The organism is Nocardia sp. NPDC056564 (genome assembly GCF_042793755.1).
Lineage (GTDB): Bacteria > Actinomycetota > Actinomycetes > Mycobacteriales > Mycobacteriaceae > Nocardia.
The window spans coordinates 62,126-74,947 of record NZ_JBHTUR010000028.1; the positions used below are offsets into that span (position 1 = coordinate 62,126).

At 63.6% G+C, this 12,822-nt stretch carries 28 protein-coding genes; 17 read left to right on the forward strand and 11 right to left on the reverse strand.

All coding sequences use genetic code 11. The features are described 5' to 3' along the window. Positions 1–17 precede the first annotated feature (17 nt). From ACFQ9K_RS41435 to ACFQ9K_RS41485, 11 genes are all read right to left on the reverse strand, one after another. Positions 18–941 carry a hypothetical protein gene (locus ACFQ9K_RS41435; protein WP_378714022.1) on the reverse strand — a complete coding sequence of 308 codons (924 nt, stop codon included), beginning with the start codon at positions 939–941 and terminating at the stop codon, positions 18–20. Continuing rightward, positions 938–1,183, reverse strand: coding sequence for a hypothetical protein (locus tag ACFQ9K_RS41440; RefSeq protein ID WP_378714024.1), 246 nt, complete (start codon positions 1,181–1,183; stop codon positions 938–940). The genes ACFQ9K_RS41435 and ACFQ9K_RS41440 overlap by 4 nt, the downstream gene beginning before the upstream one ends. 49 nt (positions 1,184–1,232) lie before the next feature. Beyond that, positions 1,233–1,415, reverse strand: a complete 183-nt coding sequence (locus ACFQ9K_RS41445; protein ID WP_378714025.1) for a hypothetical protein — start codon at positions 1,413–1,415, stop codon at positions 1,233–1,235. Next, positions 1,412–1,789 (reverse strand): hypothetical protein, encoded by a 378-nt coding sequence (locus ACFQ9K_RS41450; protein WP_378714026.1) that lies wholly within the window; start codon positions 1,787–1,789, stop codon positions 1,412–1,414. Before ACFQ9K_RS41450 ends, ACFQ9K_RS41445 begins: the two co-directional genes overlap by 4 nt. 45 nt (positions 1,790–1,834) lie before the next feature. Next, the gene (locus ACFQ9K_RS41455) at positions 1,835–2,518 is read right to left on the reverse strand and encodes a hypothetical protein (RefSeq protein WP_378714027.1); all 684 of its coding nucleotides are present in this window, start codon (positions 2,516–2,518) and stop codon (positions 1,835–1,837) included. Then, entirely contained in the window at positions 2,515–2,883 is a 369-nt protein-coding gene (locus ACFQ9K_RS41460) for a hypothetical protein (protein WP_378714028.1), read from the reverse strand. Before ACFQ9K_RS41460 ends, ACFQ9K_RS41455 begins: the two co-directional genes overlap by 4 nt. Before the next feature lie 44 nt (positions 2,884–2,927). Further along, positions 2,928–3,248, reverse strand: a complete 321-nt coding sequence (locus ACFQ9K_RS41465) for a hypothetical protein (protein ID WP_378714030.1) — start codon at positions 3,246–3,248, stop codon at positions 2,928–2,930. A 61-nt stretch (positions 3,249–3,309) separates the two neighbouring features. Beyond that, positions 3,310–3,825, reverse strand: a complete 516-nt coding sequence (locus tag ACFQ9K_RS41470) for a hypothetical protein (RefSeq protein WP_378714031.1) — start codon at positions 3,823–3,825, stop codon at positions 3,310–3,312. Positions 3,826–3,857: 32 nt separating this feature from the next. After that, a complete protein-coding gene (locus ACFQ9K_RS41475; RefSeq protein ID WP_378714033.1) occupies positions 3,858–4,106 on the reverse strand; it encodes a hypothetical protein in 249 nt (82 codons plus the stop codon). A gap of 60 nt (positions 4,107–4,166) precedes the next feature. After that, positions 4,167–4,502, reverse strand: coding sequence for a hypothetical protein (locus ACFQ9K_RS41480; protein ID WP_378714035.1), 336 nt, complete (start codon positions 4,500–4,502; stop codon positions 4,167–4,169). Positions 4,503–4,567: 65 nt separating this feature from the next. Further along, complete coding sequence (locus ACFQ9K_RS41485; protein ID WP_378714037.1) at positions 4,568–4,762, reverse strand: hypothetical protein; 195 nt, start codon at positions 4,760–4,762, stop codon at positions 4,568–4,570. 104 nt (positions 4,763–4,866) lie between these two features. On the opposite strand from ACFQ9K_RS41485, the gene ACFQ9K_RS41490 reads away from it, so the two are divergent. The 17 genes from ACFQ9K_RS41490 (at position 4,867) to ACFQ9K_RS41570 (ending at position 12,733) form a co-directional block, all read left to right on the forward strand. Further along, entirely contained in the window at positions 4,867–5,526 is a 660-nt protein-coding gene (locus ACFQ9K_RS41490; protein WP_378714039.1) for a hypothetical protein, read from the forward strand. Between the two features lie 211 nt (positions 5,527–5,737). Then, on the forward strand, positions 5,738–5,908 hold the full coding sequence (locus ACFQ9K_RS41495; RefSeq protein ID WP_378714040.1) for a hypothetical protein: 171 nt from the start codon (positions 5,738–5,740) through the stop codon (positions 5,906–5,908). A 123-nt stretch (positions 5,909–6,031) separates the two neighbouring features. Beyond that, positions 6,032–6,424: a hypothetical protein gene (locus ACFQ9K_RS41500; protein WP_378714042.1), complete on the forward strand. Its 393-nt coding sequence runs from the start codon at positions 6,032–6,034 to the stop codon at positions 6,422–6,424. A gap of 116 nt (positions 6,425–6,540) precedes the next feature. Further along, positions 6,541–7,020, forward strand: coding sequence for a hypothetical protein (locus ACFQ9K_RS41505; protein ID WP_378714044.1), 480 nt, complete (start codon positions 6,541–6,543; stop codon positions 7,018–7,020). 78 nt (positions 7,021–7,098) lie between these two features. After that, positions 7,099–7,476, forward strand: coding sequence for a hypothetical protein (locus ACFQ9K_RS41510; RefSeq protein WP_378714047.1), 378 nt, complete (start codon positions 7,099–7,101; stop codon positions 7,474–7,476). A gap of 117 nt (positions 7,477–7,593) precedes the next feature. Beyond that, positions 7,594–7,896: a hypothetical protein gene (locus ACFQ9K_RS41515; protein ID WP_378984403.1), complete on the forward strand. Its 303-nt coding sequence runs from the start codon at positions 7,594–7,596 to the stop codon at positions 7,894–7,896. Positions 7,897–7,921: 25 nt separating this feature from the next. Then, on the forward strand, positions 7,922–8,134 hold the full coding sequence (locus ACFQ9K_RS41520) for a hypothetical protein (RefSeq protein ID WP_378714050.1): 213 nt from the start codon (positions 7,922–7,924) through the stop codon (positions 8,132–8,134). A gap of 69 nt (positions 8,135–8,203) precedes the next feature. Beyond that, positions 8,204–8,488, forward strand: coding sequence for a hypothetical protein (locus ACFQ9K_RS41525; protein WP_378714051.1), 285 nt, complete (start codon positions 8,204–8,206; stop codon positions 8,486–8,488). Between the two features lie 79 nt (positions 8,489–8,567). After that, on the forward strand, positions 8,568–9,344 hold the full coding sequence (locus ACFQ9K_RS41530; RefSeq protein WP_378714052.1) for a hypothetical protein: 777 nt from the start codon (positions 8,568–8,570) through the stop codon (positions 9,342–9,344). A gap of 12 nt (positions 9,345–9,356) precedes the next feature. Further along, on the forward strand, positions 9,357–9,764 hold the full coding sequence (locus ACFQ9K_RS41535) for a hypothetical protein (protein ID WP_378714054.1): 408 nt from the start codon (positions 9,357–9,359) through the stop codon (positions 9,762–9,764). 14 nt (positions 9,765–9,778) lie between these two features. After that, positions 9,779–9,991 carry a hypothetical protein gene (locus tag ACFQ9K_RS41540; protein WP_378714055.1) on the forward strand — a complete coding sequence of 71 codons (213 nt, stop codon included), beginning with the start codon at positions 9,779–9,781 and terminating at the stop codon, positions 9,989–9,991. Between the two features lie 47 nt (positions 9,992–10,038). Next, positions 10,039–10,467 carry a hypothetical protein gene (locus ACFQ9K_RS41545; RefSeq protein WP_378714058.1) on the forward strand — a complete coding sequence of 143 codons (429 nt, stop codon included), beginning with the start codon at positions 10,039–10,041 and terminating at the stop codon, positions 10,465–10,467. Continuing rightward, positions 10,467–10,961 (forward strand): hypothetical protein, encoded by a 495-nt coding sequence (locus ACFQ9K_RS41550; RefSeq protein ID WP_378714060.1) that lies wholly within the window; start codon positions 10,467–10,469, stop codon positions 10,959–10,961. The genes ACFQ9K_RS41545 and ACFQ9K_RS41550 overlap by 1 nt, the downstream gene beginning before the upstream one ends. Further along, positions 10,958–11,323, forward strand: a complete 366-nt coding sequence (locus ACFQ9K_RS41555) for a hypothetical protein (protein ID WP_378714062.1) — start codon at positions 10,958–10,960, stop codon at positions 11,321–11,323. The genes ACFQ9K_RS41550 and ACFQ9K_RS41555 overlap by 4 nt, the downstream gene beginning before the upstream one ends. After that, positions 11,323–11,772 carry a hypothetical protein gene (locus ACFQ9K_RS41560; RefSeq protein ID WP_378714063.1) on the forward strand — a complete coding sequence of 150 codons (450 nt, stop codon included), beginning with the start codon at positions 11,323–11,325 and terminating at the stop codon, positions 11,770–11,772. The genes ACFQ9K_RS41555 and ACFQ9K_RS41560 overlap by 1 nt, the downstream gene beginning before the upstream one ends. After that, positions 11,769–12,350: a hypothetical protein gene (locus tag ACFQ9K_RS41565; RefSeq protein WP_378714064.1), complete on the forward strand. Its 582-nt coding sequence runs from the start codon at positions 11,769–11,771 to the stop codon at positions 12,348–12,350. The genes ACFQ9K_RS41560 and ACFQ9K_RS41565 overlap by 4 nt, the downstream gene beginning before the upstream one ends. Beyond that, entirely contained in the window at positions 12,347–12,733 is a 387-nt protein-coding gene (locus tag ACFQ9K_RS41570) for a hypothetical protein (RefSeq protein ID WP_378714065.1), read from the forward strand. The genes ACFQ9K_RS41565 and ACFQ9K_RS41570 overlap by 4 nt, the downstream gene beginning before the upstream one ends. Positions 12,734–12,822 lie beyond the last annotated feature (89 nt).

Here is a 12,822-nt window from a genome sequence, read left to right on the forward strand (position 1 = left end):
CACGAACCCAGTCCATGTCACTCATCGCGAACGACCCGGACCTCAATATCGCGGAATGCGTAGGGCAACACCGCGAGCCCATCCCCATCGGTGCGGATTCCGATCCCGTCTTCGGTAGCGACGATCGCGATTTCATCGCGGCCGACGCGGACGTGCAGCGTGCCCCCGCTGGGAAGGTACCGCTCGCCGTGCTCTGTTTCGTACCGGATGCCGGTGTCGTCATTGGGGTCGAGTTCCGCCGCTTCGCGCATCGCTTCTATCTTATCTAGCGCGTCCTCACGGCCTAATTCACTGTATCGGAGTTCTTTCCGCAGTCTCGTCAGCCTCGCTTGCACCCACTCCGGCAGTTTCTCTTCACGCGGATCTCCATCACGGTACGCGTAGTAATCGCCAGTGCTTTTCGCCGCATTTCGCTCGTCCGCAATGATCAATTCGGCTTCGGCGAACCATGTCATGAGAGTGTCGAAAGCGTCGTCGGTCGGGACTTCCCTGGGGGCACTGCCCTGGGTGCGGTCGAGGCCGGTGAGGTGCCCCGTCTCGGAGAACTCGGCGCGCATCGTCGTGTCGGCCAGCAGGAACGTCACCCCGCCATCGCGGTATATCTCGGTCCAGCCATGGCGTTTGGCGGCCGAGTAGGCGGCGGCGAGCTGGCTGCCCGCTGGCGCGAGCGCGTGTACGCGCTCGCGCTCGAACCACTTGACGATGCCATCACGTCCCAGACGATGCCGGGTGACCTGATTGATACGGCACTGTTGTACACGGCCGTTGTACGTGAACGTCACCCTCATTGAGTCGCGTTTTTCGTCACCGGCGACAACGAAGTACACGGTGTCCCTGCTGTCCCCAGGTCGGCGTTCGTACCCGGCCGCCTTCGCCGCGTCCAGAATCGGTTGCGCCGCTTCGGAGTCGACATAGAAACGCCTCGTGGTCTTTTCGGTCACAGCAACCCCAGCCGATCCGCGCCCGTTCCGTAAGCCCAATTGCCCTCGAATCGATACGCATCCCACCGGTAGGGGCGGCCGTCGGCACCGATCGATTCGAACGTCGCCCTACGATCCTCTCCCGCGCCGTCGATTGATTGGAATATTGCGGCCTCGCTATAGGGACGGTTTCCGGTGGCCGGATCGGCAGAGAACATCAGTTTCACATGTTCGCCCGCCGTCAGGTCGTCTATCGTGTTCATCTCACATTTCCTTCTTTCATTTCAAATTCGTTGCTGGTCTGGAAAGAAATCACTCACCGATCGCCACGCAGCGGTCGCATGCCGGGGTCGGCCCGAGCATTGGATTTGGTTCGAGGTGCGTTGCTTGCCGGTCGCACAGTGCGAACCAGTGACACGCGACCGGTTGGCCGTCTTTCCACAGCAGACCGCTCTCAGATGTCAGCTCGACTATTACGGCGTCTTGCTCGGTCATTCGGGGCTCCTTGCTGTGAGTGGCAGAGTTGCCAACGCGGCGCGTTCGGCCACGATGTGGAGCGCGGCGTCGGCCAGCTCTTGCACATGCGGGGGCGGGACCTCCCGCTCATCGACCGGTTCCCCGTCGCGCTCCCACATGCTGGGGCCCCAGACGTAGTGCTCTATGGCGCGGCCGGGTGTGCCGTCCTTGAGGATCCGCGCGCCCGACAGCTCCACCGCGATCACCTTGGGGGCCTCATTCATCATGATCTTGACGAAAGCGGTTTGCGGAAGAAACGCGGTGTTATTGCGGTCGTACGGGATTACCGTCACCGGTGCATCCTCCAGCACGAATGGAACCCGGGCCGTTGCGCCCGCCACAGCGTATTTCATGGTCGCGTCTCCTGCCTGAATTTCCCATCGGGAATTACCGTGGCGTCAGTCGTCATCGAATTCACCTTTGTCTTCGAGGTACTGCAATACATGCCAGAGCTTTTTTGCTGTAGGAGCGAACCGACCGCCGCCAAAGTGGGCAAACTCCGGCGGTTTGGTGAGCCGTCCTGTTTTCTCCGAGAACCGGAGGTTGATGTAGCAACCGTTCTGATCGAATTTGGCGGCACCGGCACCGACATCGTGGGAGCGCCACCCGTGGTAGGCGGCCATCGTCCGCACCTGTTCGATCTCGGTCATCCCCGCCATGATCGGCCGGTCGCCGACGTGCACGATCCGGATCCAGCCGTAGGAGGACCGCAGCGCCTCCGGCGTGAGCCCCCTCCCGGCTGCTCGCGCGATCGGGTCGTACCAGTCGCCGTCCTCGAGCTTTTGATGTGCAACGATGCGGCCGGAATCCTTGACGATTACAACGGATTCGGCGGCCAGTGCGGTCAGGTCTTCGACGGTCGGCGGCCGGTCTCCTGCGGTCAAGGTGTTGATCCAGTCGTCCATGCAGTCGCGGGCGGCGATGACCTGATTCGCCGACAGCGCCATCGAGACCGTAGCTTTGCCCCGGCGCAGCGCTACACGCATGCCGTCGCCCTCCGGGCCGATCTGGATATTGGCATTGCCCGCGTCGGTGACCGTGAACAGCTGGCCACTGCGGTAGCTCTCCGGCGGGGCGGTCATCGATCGCTCCCGGTCTCGTCCTGGTCAACGAATGTGTGCAAGGTGTCTATGAGTTCTGCGGTCAGGGCCACCAGGTCATCCGATTGCCCTCCGCCCTCCAGGCTCACACCCGGCAGCCGGAAGGTGTAGTCGCATCTGCCGGGCACGGACCGGATGCCGTCCACGATCCGGGCGTGCGCTTCGGCTGGCGTCATCGGGGAGGTGCAGGAGACCTGGGCCGCCAGCGCGAACAGGAATTCGTGGACGGTACTCAGCGACTCCGCATAGATTTCGGCCCCGGACTCGTTTCCGGTCACCTGGACCATAGAGAAAGTGGCGGCGCTTTCGGTGACTTTGTTCACGGCACCCATGTGAATAGCGATCATGATATTTTCCCCACATTTCGAGTGTGATGATGAATAGAAACAGACTAACTCAGGAACGACCGGAACTCGGCAATAATCTCTGAATCCGTCGAATCGGATTCCGGATCGAATGCCACGGGGTCGAGTTCCGCCGCTTCGCGCAATTCGGCGATCGCGGCGCAGACGCCCCGGATCGCTTCGGCAAGCCCCCGTGCTTCGCCGCACTTGTTCTTCCTTCCGAGATTCCTCTCGGATTCGAAATCATCCCCGAACCAGGTGACCCGCCAGCCGTATTCGCCGTCGGGGAATTTCCCGATCCAGACGTTACCCTGATCGGGGATCATGTCGACCCATTCGTCCAGGAGGACCGTTGTGGAGGGGGTCATCGGATCGGCACCTCCTTCAGCCGGGGTCGGTGCCCCCGCGATGCCCGCTGTTCGGTCATGATCATTCGCCTGTTCCGAGGTCGCGTTTGACGATGTCGATGGCGGCGCTCATTGTCCGCAATTTCGTGGCGAGGGAACCGAAGTCCGGCCCTTTCACCGCGTACCGCGTTCCCGCATCCTTGCCGGTGCTCCGGATGACGTAGGGGCGTTTCGCGCCGACCGCGACATGCCATTCGGCGGGGCCGGGCTGAGTGATGTCGAGTCCACTGGAGGCGATCACCGCAGGCACATCCTCCGCGTAGACCTGCGACGAATCAGCGATGGGAGAGACAACGATGCTGCCGTGCCCGGAGCGGTGGGCGTTGAATCCCTGCGCCAGCAAGACGGCCAGCACCGCGTCCGCCCCTTCCGTTTCGGCGGCCTCATTTCTGTCCAGGGATGTCTCATCGGCGTACACGATGGCGGACACGTACGCTCCGCCGGGACCGTTGCTGACCTTGATGCGCGAATAGCCTTTCCTGGCGATCTGTTCCTGGTACCGCTGCACGGGCAGCGGAAGGGCGGCGTTGCGCAGCACCTCCGATACCCGGGAGACGAAGGGCGACCCGCTCATGACCGCCCCAGGGCGAACCACGCCAGCAGCCGGGCCAGCTTGTCCTTCTCCCGGAAACGGATGACCGCGTCGCTACCCGGCGCGGCATCCCAGCGTTTGGCGTAGGAGACCACACCCGACAGCGTCCAGGAGACGTCGATCTGCCCGCCGTCCTCGTGCAAGAACCGGCCCTGGACGCCGCTGCCGTGGTAATCCCAGCCGTCGGCGTCGGCGCGGGTCAGGGCGGTTGCCCGTTGGGTGGTCATGACCGCACCTCTTTTGTTTCTCGATCAATAGCGTTCATCGGTATCTCCGTGATCTGGGAGTCAGTGGTCGGAAAAGCGGATATGCAATTTCTCGCCGCGATGGATCAGCGCGGTCGTCACACCGTCTTCGAGGGCGGCGCGGATCGCGTAGCGCATTTCCTCCCACTCCCCGCTGACATCGTGGGTGAGTTCGTGCCTGCGGGCGGTCTTGGAGGCGATGTCGATCCAGGCCAGCCTCTCCACGGTAGACAGGTCGCGCTTGATGACCTGTCCAACCTTGGTGGCGACCGCGATGGCGGTGTCGTCCTGGTACTGGCAAGTGGGGACGGTGCCATGGGCGACGGGTTCCCGCGTGGTGCCGGTGACCCGTTCGACCAGCCATTCGGTGGCAGACATTTCCCGCTCCTTCTGGGCGACTCTCCAACAAGGACTTCATCATAGCACGCTATAACGAGAGTCGTCTACCGGCGGCCGTCGCGAATCTGATAGGTGCGCGCAATCCTCACCCCGGCGGCTTGCGCGATGTCCCGTCCTTCCTCATGGGCAGCGAACGCCTGACGGATGAGGTTATCCCGTTCCTCGATGACCTCCTTGAGCTGTGCGTCAAGCCGAAGCCTCTTCTTTGTGTTGGCGCGTAGCGCAGCAAGTATCGACATGAGGCAGATTCTAGCGCGCTATACCGCGATCCCGGAAACCCCTTGTGCGTTCCAGTTATAGCGCGCTATACTCGAGTCCTCACCGCAGCCCCCAGGAGAACCCGATGAACACCACGGTCCCCGACCCCACCGTCTACGTCGACCCCTACCCCGGCATGAAGGGCACCGACCACGTCGGCGTCGACTGCGGCCAGTGCGGCGGCTCCGGGGTCTACCACGGGCCCACGAACGCGATGTGGGAGTACAAGGGCGTCATGGGGCCGTGGTGCTTCACCTGCGGCGGCTCCGGCCAGCGCTCGATCAAGGTCTCCAGCGCCCGCGCCACCGCCAAGCGTCACGCCACGCTGGCCAGGAAGCACCGCGATGAGGCCCCGATCCGGGAATGGCTGGCCGCCGAACGTCTCCACCACCAGATCGTGAAGGCCGAAGCCGCCGCCTACGCCGAGCAGGCCCGCCGCGACGCGCTGGTGGGCGGGTTCGTCGGCGACATCGACACCAAGGTCGCCAACCTGGACGGCGTCGTCACCCGCGCCATCGAGTTCCCCGCACAGGACTACTACGGCAACGACACGACCGGCCGCAGGCTCATCATTACTCTGACCGACGGCAAGGTCGTCAGCTGGGCCAGCTCCAGCGCCGCCGCCGTCTGGAGCGTCGGTGAGGGCGACGCGGTCCGCATCACCAGCGCGATCGTCAAGAAGCACAAGAACTTTCGCGGCCAGGACGAAACCGAGCTGAAGAATACCCGGCTGAAGAAAGCCTGAGTCGCGTGCGCAGCCCACACCCGTCGGGGGGATGTGGGCTGCGCTGGCCACTCAGCCCGATCGAAAGGATCCCCCGTGTACGACCAACAAGCGGAGATGGACGCGGTGTTCTGCGACCAGTGCGGCTTCCATCATTCCGACCCCGGCGTCGCCTGCCAGCTCGAAGACGACTGACCGCTCCCACCCCCGCACCCACAGGAAGGGCATTCCGATGCAGGTATCGATCACCATCAAGCTCAACATCGACCCGGAGTCGTGGACGATGAACTACGGCGTCGAAGGGGCCGCCGCGATCCGGGAGGACGTGAAGGCCCACGTCACGAACAGCCTTCGCGACTTCTACGGGCCCGGCCACCTGGACGTGTTGCTGCCCGACGAGTGAGCGGACGCAGGGGCCCGGAGCGCCGGGCCCCTGGCCCTTACCGATGCACCGCCAAGGGAGGGCGCGGGCAGATCGGCACCACCCATTCAACACCCTCCACCCCGACACGCGAGAGGCGCGATCATGGCCATCAAGCCAGCAACCCAACAGGACACCGAAACTCTGATATTCGCGAACGGATTCCCCAGCTCTTATCTGTGGTGGCATTCGATCGAATCGGACGGATGGGAGCGCGCGGATAAGTCCCCGTTCCACGCCCCCGACGGCTGGGTCTACGTGGTCACGGCGGAAAACCCGGACGACGAGAACACCCCCGTCGAAAAGCGCATCGACCATGCCGCGATCATGAAGGCGGCACGGACGATCAGCGCGAAGGAATTCAAGGCGAGTGGCGCGATCAAGAAGGCTGCGCGCGATATGCAGCTGAACGCGGAGAATTGCGCGCACGAAATCGACTCGACTATTGCCGACGCGGTTCTTCAGGTCGCGGTGTACGGCGCGATCGTCTATCCGTAGCCGTCTGGGAGCGGGGCGGTATCGGGATCGTTACCGCCCGCGATGGGTGGTAGGTATTGCCCACTCACGTTATAGCATGCTATAAAGGACTCCTCAGTCACGGCCAGGAGATTCTGATGACCAAGTTCGCAGTACGGCGCAACGACCAATACGACACGGTGTCGTGCAACGGCCTGAACCACAACGACAGCGCCCGCCGGGGCCGCTGCTTGCACTGTGGCCGCGAGATCGCCAAGCGCGACGACGGACGCCTCTACGACGTCCGGCACCAGTCCACCGAATCGGGCCTGGAGCGGACGTTCTATCGCTGCTACGAACGCATCCACGCCTGCGACCCCGAACTGGCCGCCCTGCACCAGGCCGCGCACCAACGCGACCTGGACGCCGGGCACATCGTGCACGGCCAGCACGTCACCGTGGTACGCGGACGGAAGGTCCCGAAAGGCACCACTGGAACCGTGTTCTACGCCGCGCAGGACACCGACTACACCGGCAACCCGTACACCCGTGTGGGCATCCGAACCCAGGAGGGCACGACCTTCTTCCTGACATCCGAATACCTCCGCGCCACCCAGCCCCCAACCATCGGGTCCTAGTCGTTTGCATCGCGCCCACCCGGGGAGATGGGCGGCGGTGCTGACCACTAGAACCCATTGTTACGCAAGGAGATACAGATGACCGCCCCCGACGACGCGCTCCCGATCGAGGTCGCCGCCGAAATCCTCCCCGGCAAGGTTGACCCCAGCGCCACCGCCCGGTTCGCCAACATCAACCGCGCCGAGCAGTACGCCCGAATCCTTGCAGACACCGGCGACTACAGCGCTGGTGGAGTCTGGCTCACCGATTCCAATGACAAACGGTGGCGCGTGGATGAAGTCGTTACCCATGCTCCCGAGTTCCGCACCGGTAACCGTGTTGTCATCGGCAACGGTCGCAAGATCTATGAAGTAGACCGCCGGGGCTTGGACCATGCCGACGGCCGCATCTGCGTCATGTCCGAACAGACCGGTCGTGTCCGATTGGTTCACCCGGATCAACTAAAGAAGCTCTGAACAGCAACCGTCCCTAGTCGGTTGCGTCGCGTCCACGCTGTGGGCGCGGTGCAGACCGCTAGAACCTAACCAGCACAGGAGATTTGAAATGTACGAAGACGCGGAGACGGACCAGCCATGACGCAACTGACACGCCGCCGTCACGGACGGCACATGGTCACGGTGCGGGTCGAGTACGACTTGGACATCAACGAAATCATCGACCGGATCACACACGTGGTTCTGAGCTACGGCGAGGGTTTGCCCACATCGCGCACCGGCGCACTGAAAATCGCTCGGCAGCACTGCCGGGAAAACGGGCTGACCAAGGAGCGGTGGGGCGAGGAACACGACCAGGACGATTGGGCCATGTACCGGGCAGATGTAGCCGAGCGTATGCGCTTGCTCTTCCCCCGCCTGTCCGATGAGATCAGCGGCTGACCACCCCACGAGTGAGGACCGATCGATGACCACCATTGCCGATGTCGTTCGCCTGGAAAGCGCCTGGCGCGTCGCCCGCGTCGCCGTGGAGGTGAACTCCACGGAAAGGGCGATGCGGGCGGAGGAGGAGGCGTGGGACGCCTATACGGAGGCGTGCCACGCGATCGACCAATGCTTGCACCCCGGATGCCGGGAGAAGGTGCCGGGCGAATCCTATTGTCCGGCACATCGGAATTGAGGTGTTGCTCTCCACCGTTATAGCGTGCTATAAAGGACGGACCAGCAGAACCAGGCAAGGAACAGGGACATGGCACAGCTCACGCAATGCAAACGGTGCGGAAGCCAGCAAGTGGCGTGGTACCAGTCGAAGAGCACCGGAAAGCGGTACCTCGCCAAGGCCCGCCAGGGACGCGGCGGGGCCGGTATCGGCGTCGTGGTCGACCCCCGCCTGCCCCACCGCTGCGACGACATCAACCGTGGCGGACACGACGCGTGCCCCCACTGCGGCCGTCACCACGTTCTCAACGATTACGGCCGCGCCGACCGCCAGCACGCCTACTGTGACCGCTACCCCGACGCTCCCCAGTCCTAGTCGTTTCGCCGTCGCGCCCGGCCCGTCCGGGCACGGCGGAATCCACTAGGCCCACCCCACTGACCAAGAAGGACTGACCATGGCACGCGAAGTGAAGGTGTACCTGTGGCGGGGATTCCGCCCGGACGACGCCACCGGCCGGAACCGGCAGACCGATGAGGTTGTCGCGGCGTTTTCGGTCGCCGATGTCTTGCGTATCACCGGCATGTCGCGGTCGGACTGGAAGCACGCGGCGGGCAGCGTGACCGGCAACTTCCGTGAGATCGCGGTGGCTGTGGGCGAACCCGGCGTCGTGTTCTGGACCGAGCTCGGCACGGGCCACCGCGCGGACGCCACCTGGCACCGCGCCGAACCGACGCCCGACACCGAATCCGAGGAACCAGAAATGACACTCACACGCTCCACGCCCGTCCGCCATGCGAACGACCCGCACCAGAAGGGCGTCGTCTGCCGCTTCATCGATCACAAGCCGGTGGTGGCGTGGGAGGGCGACAACAAGATCACGGTGCACGATGCCGATGAGCTGGTCCTGGACCTCGACCGGCTGAAGGAGTACCAGCGCAAGCCCGAACCCGACTTCCGCGCCGACCTGACCGCCCGCATCCGGGCGGCGGCCGACGAGGTGCGCCGACTGGCGATCGCCGAAGCCGACACCGCCGACAGGGACGGCATTCTGGATATGCTCGCGATCGGCGACCCCATCACGGTGCGCCAGCTCAGCACCACGACGTACCTGGAGGTACCCACTCCGATGGTCGCGCGGCTGGCCAGCTTGGCGACTCTGGTCGACGTGGCCGAATCGTATCTGACGTACCGGGAACTGAAGGACGCCATGCGCGCCCCGTCCGCGTCCTGAAGGGTGTGAGAAATGCCGACACAGAAGACAGCCGCACTGCGGTTCACGCGCCGGGGCACGGGTTCCTACGAATACCTGGCCAATGACGACACCTGGGATTTCGTGATTTGCCGGGGCGTGCGGAATTGGACGCTGACGATCACCCGGCGCGATACGGCGGAGCACGGGCCAAGGCCCGTCAGCCGGACTGGAGATTCGGAGATTGACCAGCTCTTCGATATGGCGAACTCCGAGGTCGATTCGGCAGCTCATCGGGTGAATTGCTCCACGAAGATCAAGCGGGTGGCGGAAATGATCGCGCACGAATTCCGCACCCTGGGCCCCGGATACAACCCGGCAGCTGAGGGCGACCCGAAACGTCTCGAAATCGCCATCGCACGCGCGTATGCCCGCGAAGAACTGACCGGCGGAAAACTGTGACCGAAGGAATTCCGATGACACACCACCAAACCGATCGGCTCGAGGTCGGCACCCGTGTACGGCACTACACCCACCAATTCCCCCGCGCCTACACCGAGGGCACGGCGACGATCGTGCACGTGATCAAACAGCACGCCATCGATGACACCTGGGAATATAAGGTCCGCCTGGACAACGGCGAGCTGGCCGAATGGAATTACGTCTACCCGGTACCCGAGAAAGATTGACCCGAAATGACATTTACGCAATTCATCACCTACGCGAAGGGCCCGCAATGAGCACCGACCTGACCTGGCTGACCGACGGCGCGACCGTCGCGTACATCGAGACGACGGCCGGACGGCGTCGCGCCCACCCGGTACAGGTGGTCGGCCTCACCAAGCGGAAAGTCGACGTCGCCGTCATCGGTGGCGTCTTCGTGAACACCGTGACGTTCAACCCCGGCCACATCGAAAAACACGACCACAGCACCTGGCTGGCCCACCAGGGGGACAAGTTCGATCCGGCCGTTCGGCTGGCCCCGGCCGACGATCCCGAGGTGATCGCGATCTGCCGCCAGCAGCGCAAGGACGACGCACTGGACACGGCGGTGCGCCAGGCGGCGATATTCCAGCGCCTCTCGACGGTGGCCGATGCCCGCAAGCTCCGTGATGACATCACGGCATATCTGGACTTGGTCGAACCGCAGGAAAGGTCTGAATAATGCAAATCAGTTTCGACGAGGACGACTTCAAACAGGTCGCCGACAACTCGACGGAATGGGATGCCGAACTGGCCGCCCAGGATCGATGGGGGTGGATCCGCGATTCCAGCGGAGTGGGTGAAGAAAAGGATTTCAGCAATTGGCGATACGGGTATTGGACCGAAAATCTGGTGAACATGGTTCTTATGCGGTCGTGGCTGGATGAGAATTCCCACCCGTACGCCGTCGTCTGGGATGACAGTCTCAGGGCGTACGTGGTGCTCACCGACTACCCGTCGCACTGGGGCGAACATCCCTCCTCCGAAGCGGTCACCGACGTGATGGCGTTGATGAAAGACAAGGGATTCGGCACCACGGTGATGATGGCGGCTCACATGGCCTTGGGTGCCTGCACGGACCGGGGAACGGTCAGCGAATGGTTGCAGGGGCTGACGAACGCCGAAATGTACCGCGTTGTTGCCACCCTCCGCGACATGGCAGACGCACGACGATGAAGCACACAACTCATTGGGCACAGGTACGGTGGGAATTTCACCTGGAGGACTGGCCTCGCATTCCGCTGAATTTCACCGCCGACAACGCCGAATTCGTCCCCGATCTCTGTGTGGTCCTGATGGGGATCGAAGGCGCGGAAAGTCTCGTGATGAAGGAGATACGCCTGGCCGGTCATCGGGTCAACCGGGACGGCAGGGCGGGAAAGGCTGCCGCCGAGCAGCGGTACCACTTCGACGCAGGTGTCGAGGGCCGATGGTTCCCGGAACCGCCGGACCACGTGCTCAGCCTGGTCGATGAGGCAATGACGGGGGCCAGCTTGGCCCAGGCCGCGCGCTTTCAGCGCGCCGAGCGGAGCCAGTGATGACGTACCAGCTGCCCTCGGACGAGCGGATACGCGCGGCCCAGGAAGCCGCCGACCCCGCCGCGCTCGAGCTGGCCCGCACCACCCCGATAGGCCGGATGCTGGCGTTCGACCACTTCCCCTTGGGGATCAGCGGCCGGTGCGTGTGCGGGTACGACTACGTGGGCAACTGGGCCCTGTGGGTTGCTCACGTCATCGGCCCGATTCTCGATATGCGGGTTGCCGATCAGCCCAACGAAACCCACCTGTGCCCGGACGGCGGCACCTGTCATCACGTGTGCGCGCCCGCCGACTGTTTCCGGGTCCGTTGCTGCGGTCCGCTCAGCGGCGTGTTCCCCGGCGACACATGGCCCGCCGATGTAGAGGCGCGCGTGGCCGCCGCCCAGCCCCCATCCCGCCGACACGCGTTCGACAACCCCGATGTCCCACCCGGAGGTAATGCCGTATGAGTAACCCCACTGATAGCCCCGACGAATTCCCTCCGATGAATGAGCGCGTATTGACGGTCTTGCGCGCACTGGGGGAGCTGGGCTCGGCCGCCGAACAGCTGGGCGCGGACGAGGTCGGCCGCAGTGAAAACCGCCTGTATGCCGAGATGGGCCGCAGCGCTGCCGCGATGGCCGAACAGCTGGTCGCCGACCGGTCCGCATCGGTGGCGCTGGGCATGAAGTTCTACCAACACGTCTCCCGGCTGATCCACGAGAAGGCCGAGCCGAGCGAGCAAGACTATTTCGAGCTGGGCTCGACGGCCCGCTACGTCGCCGAACGCGCCAACGCTCGCGTAGCCGGACTGGCGCGCGGAGATGACATGACGCCTGAACAATTCGCCCGAGATCTGTTGTCTCAAGCCATTTCCGACGGATTGGTGAGTCCGGCATCCGACGAATGGAACGACCCCGATCCCCAGGCGCGGTCCGCCGGTGAACTCGTAGCCCTGGCAAATAGCCTTATGGGTTATTCGTGTAATGGTGGCGGAAATAATCGACCCGCAACGAACTTCATCCACAAGGAATGGAAACGCCCGTGACCGACGCCGATACGCCGGACCGCCTTGCGGATCTGACGAAACAGATTCGAACAGTGTTGGATTGGCGAGACACCGGAGAAGTCAACGACGCAGGATTCGCCCTGTATCGCGCCACGTTGCCCGGCATCGCCGTTGCGGTGATCAGTCAGGTTGCCGATGAACCGCGAACCAAAACCGGCAGACGGGCCACGCGCGGCGAACACGCCGAATATGCCCGCTCGCGCATGTTCGGCGGCTTCGTCTCCACCCCGGATGGAGGACAGGCCAAGACCCTTCAGGGCGGCAGCCTCGATGAACTGAAGGACCACGCCAACAAATTCGCGGCCGAAATGCTGGCCCGCAAGATTCATGCATACCAGGACGACAACCCAGTGAACTCGTGAATCTGGCGAACATGATCGCCGAATACCGCCCTGGCCCCCGATAAACGATCGTTATCGGCGGTCAGGATAGATCTGATACCTGAGGGCCC

Coding starts and splice junctions, on each gene's coding strand:
- ACFQ9K_RS41440 (WP_378714024.1), bottom strand. CDS start 1,183: ATGAACACGATAGACGACCTGACGGCGGGCGAACATGTGAAACTGATG.
- ACFQ9K_RS41445 (WP_378714025.1), bottom strand. CDS start 1,415: ATGACCGAGCAAGACGCCGTAATAGTCGAGCTGACATCTGAGAGCGGT.
- ACFQ9K_RS41450 (WP_378714026.1), bottom strand. CDS start 1,789: ATGAAATACGCTGTGGCGGGCGCAACGGCCCGGGTTCCATTCGTGCTG.
- ACFQ9K_RS41455 (WP_378714027.1), bottom strand. CDS start 2,518: ATGACCGCCCCGCCGGAGAGCTACCGCAGTGGCCAGCTGTTCACGGTC.
- ACFQ9K_RS41460 (WP_378714028.1), bottom strand. CDS start 2,883: ATGATCGCTATTCACATGGGTGCCGTGAACAAAGTCACCGAAAGCGCC.
- ACFQ9K_RS41465 (WP_378714030.1), bottom strand. CDS start 3,248: ATGACCCCCTCCACAACGGTCCTCCTGGACGAATGGGTCGACATGATC.
- ACFQ9K_RS41475 (WP_378714033.1), bottom strand. CDS start 4,106: ATGACCACCCAACGGGCAACCGCCCTGACCCGCGCCGACGCCGACGGC.
- ACFQ9K_RS41480 (WP_378714035.1), bottom strand. CDS start 4,502: ATGTCTGCCACCGAATGGCTGGTCGAACGGGTCACCGGCACCACGCGG.
- ACFQ9K_RS41485 (WP_378714037.1), bottom strand. CDS start 4,762: ATGTCGATACTTGCTGCGCTACGCGCCAACACAAAGAAGAGGCTTCGG.
- ACFQ9K_RS41490 (WP_378714039.1), top strand. CDS start 4,867: ATGAACACCACGGTCCCCGACCCCACCGTCTACGTCGACCCCTACCCC.
- ACFQ9K_RS41495 (WP_378714040.1), top strand. CDS start 5,738: ATGCAGGTATCGATCACCATCAAGCTCAACATCGACCCGGAGTCGTGG.
- ACFQ9K_RS41500 (WP_378714042.1), top strand. CDS start 6,032: ATGGCCATCAAGCCAGCAACCCAACAGGACACCGAAACTCTGATATTC.
- ACFQ9K_RS41505 (WP_378714044.1), top strand. CDS start 6,541: ATGACCAAGTTCGCAGTACGGCGCAACGACCAATACGACACGGTGTCG.
- ACFQ9K_RS41510 (WP_378714047.1), top strand. CDS start 7,099: ATGACCGCCCCCGACGACGCGCTCCCGATCGAGGTCGCCGCCGAAATC.
- ACFQ9K_RS41515 (WP_378984403.1), top strand. CDS start 7,594: ATGACGCAACTGACACGCCGCCGTCACGGACGGCACATGGTCACGGTG.
- ACFQ9K_RS41520 (WP_378714050.1), top strand. CDS start 7,922: ATGACCACCATTGCCGATGTCGTTCGCCTGGAAAGCGCCTGGCGCGTC.
- ACFQ9K_RS41525 (WP_378714051.1), top strand. CDS start 8,204: ATGGCACAGCTCACGCAATGCAAACGGTGCGGAAGCCAGCAAGTGGCG.
- ACFQ9K_RS41530 (WP_378714052.1), top strand. CDS start 8,568: ATGGCACGCGAAGTGAAGGTGTACCTGTGGCGGGGATTCCGCCCGGAC.
- ACFQ9K_RS41535 (WP_378714054.1), top strand. CDS start 9,357: ATGCCGACACAGAAGACAGCCGCACTGCGGTTCACGCGCCGGGGCACG.
- ACFQ9K_RS41540 (WP_378714055.1), top strand. CDS start 9,779: ATGACACACCACCAAACCGATCGGCTCGAGGTCGGCACCCGTGTACGG.
- ACFQ9K_RS41545 (WP_378714058.1), top strand. CDS start 10,039: ATGAGCACCGACCTGACCTGGCTGACCGACGGCGCGACCGTCGCGTAC.
- ACFQ9K_RS41550 (WP_378714060.1), top strand. CDS start 10,467: ATGCAAATCAGTTTCGACGAGGACGACTTCAAACAGGTCGCCGACAAC.
- ACFQ9K_RS41555 (WP_378714062.1), top strand. CDS start 10,958: ATGAAGCACACAACTCATTGGGCACAGGTACGGTGGGAATTTCACCTG.
- ACFQ9K_RS41560 (WP_378714063.1), top strand. CDS start 11,323: ATGACGTACCAGCTGCCCTCGGACGAGCGGATACGCGCGGCCCAGGAA.
- ACFQ9K_RS41565 (WP_378714064.1), top strand. CDS start 11,769: ATGAGTAACCCCACTGATAGCCCCGACGAATTCCCTCCGATGAATGAG.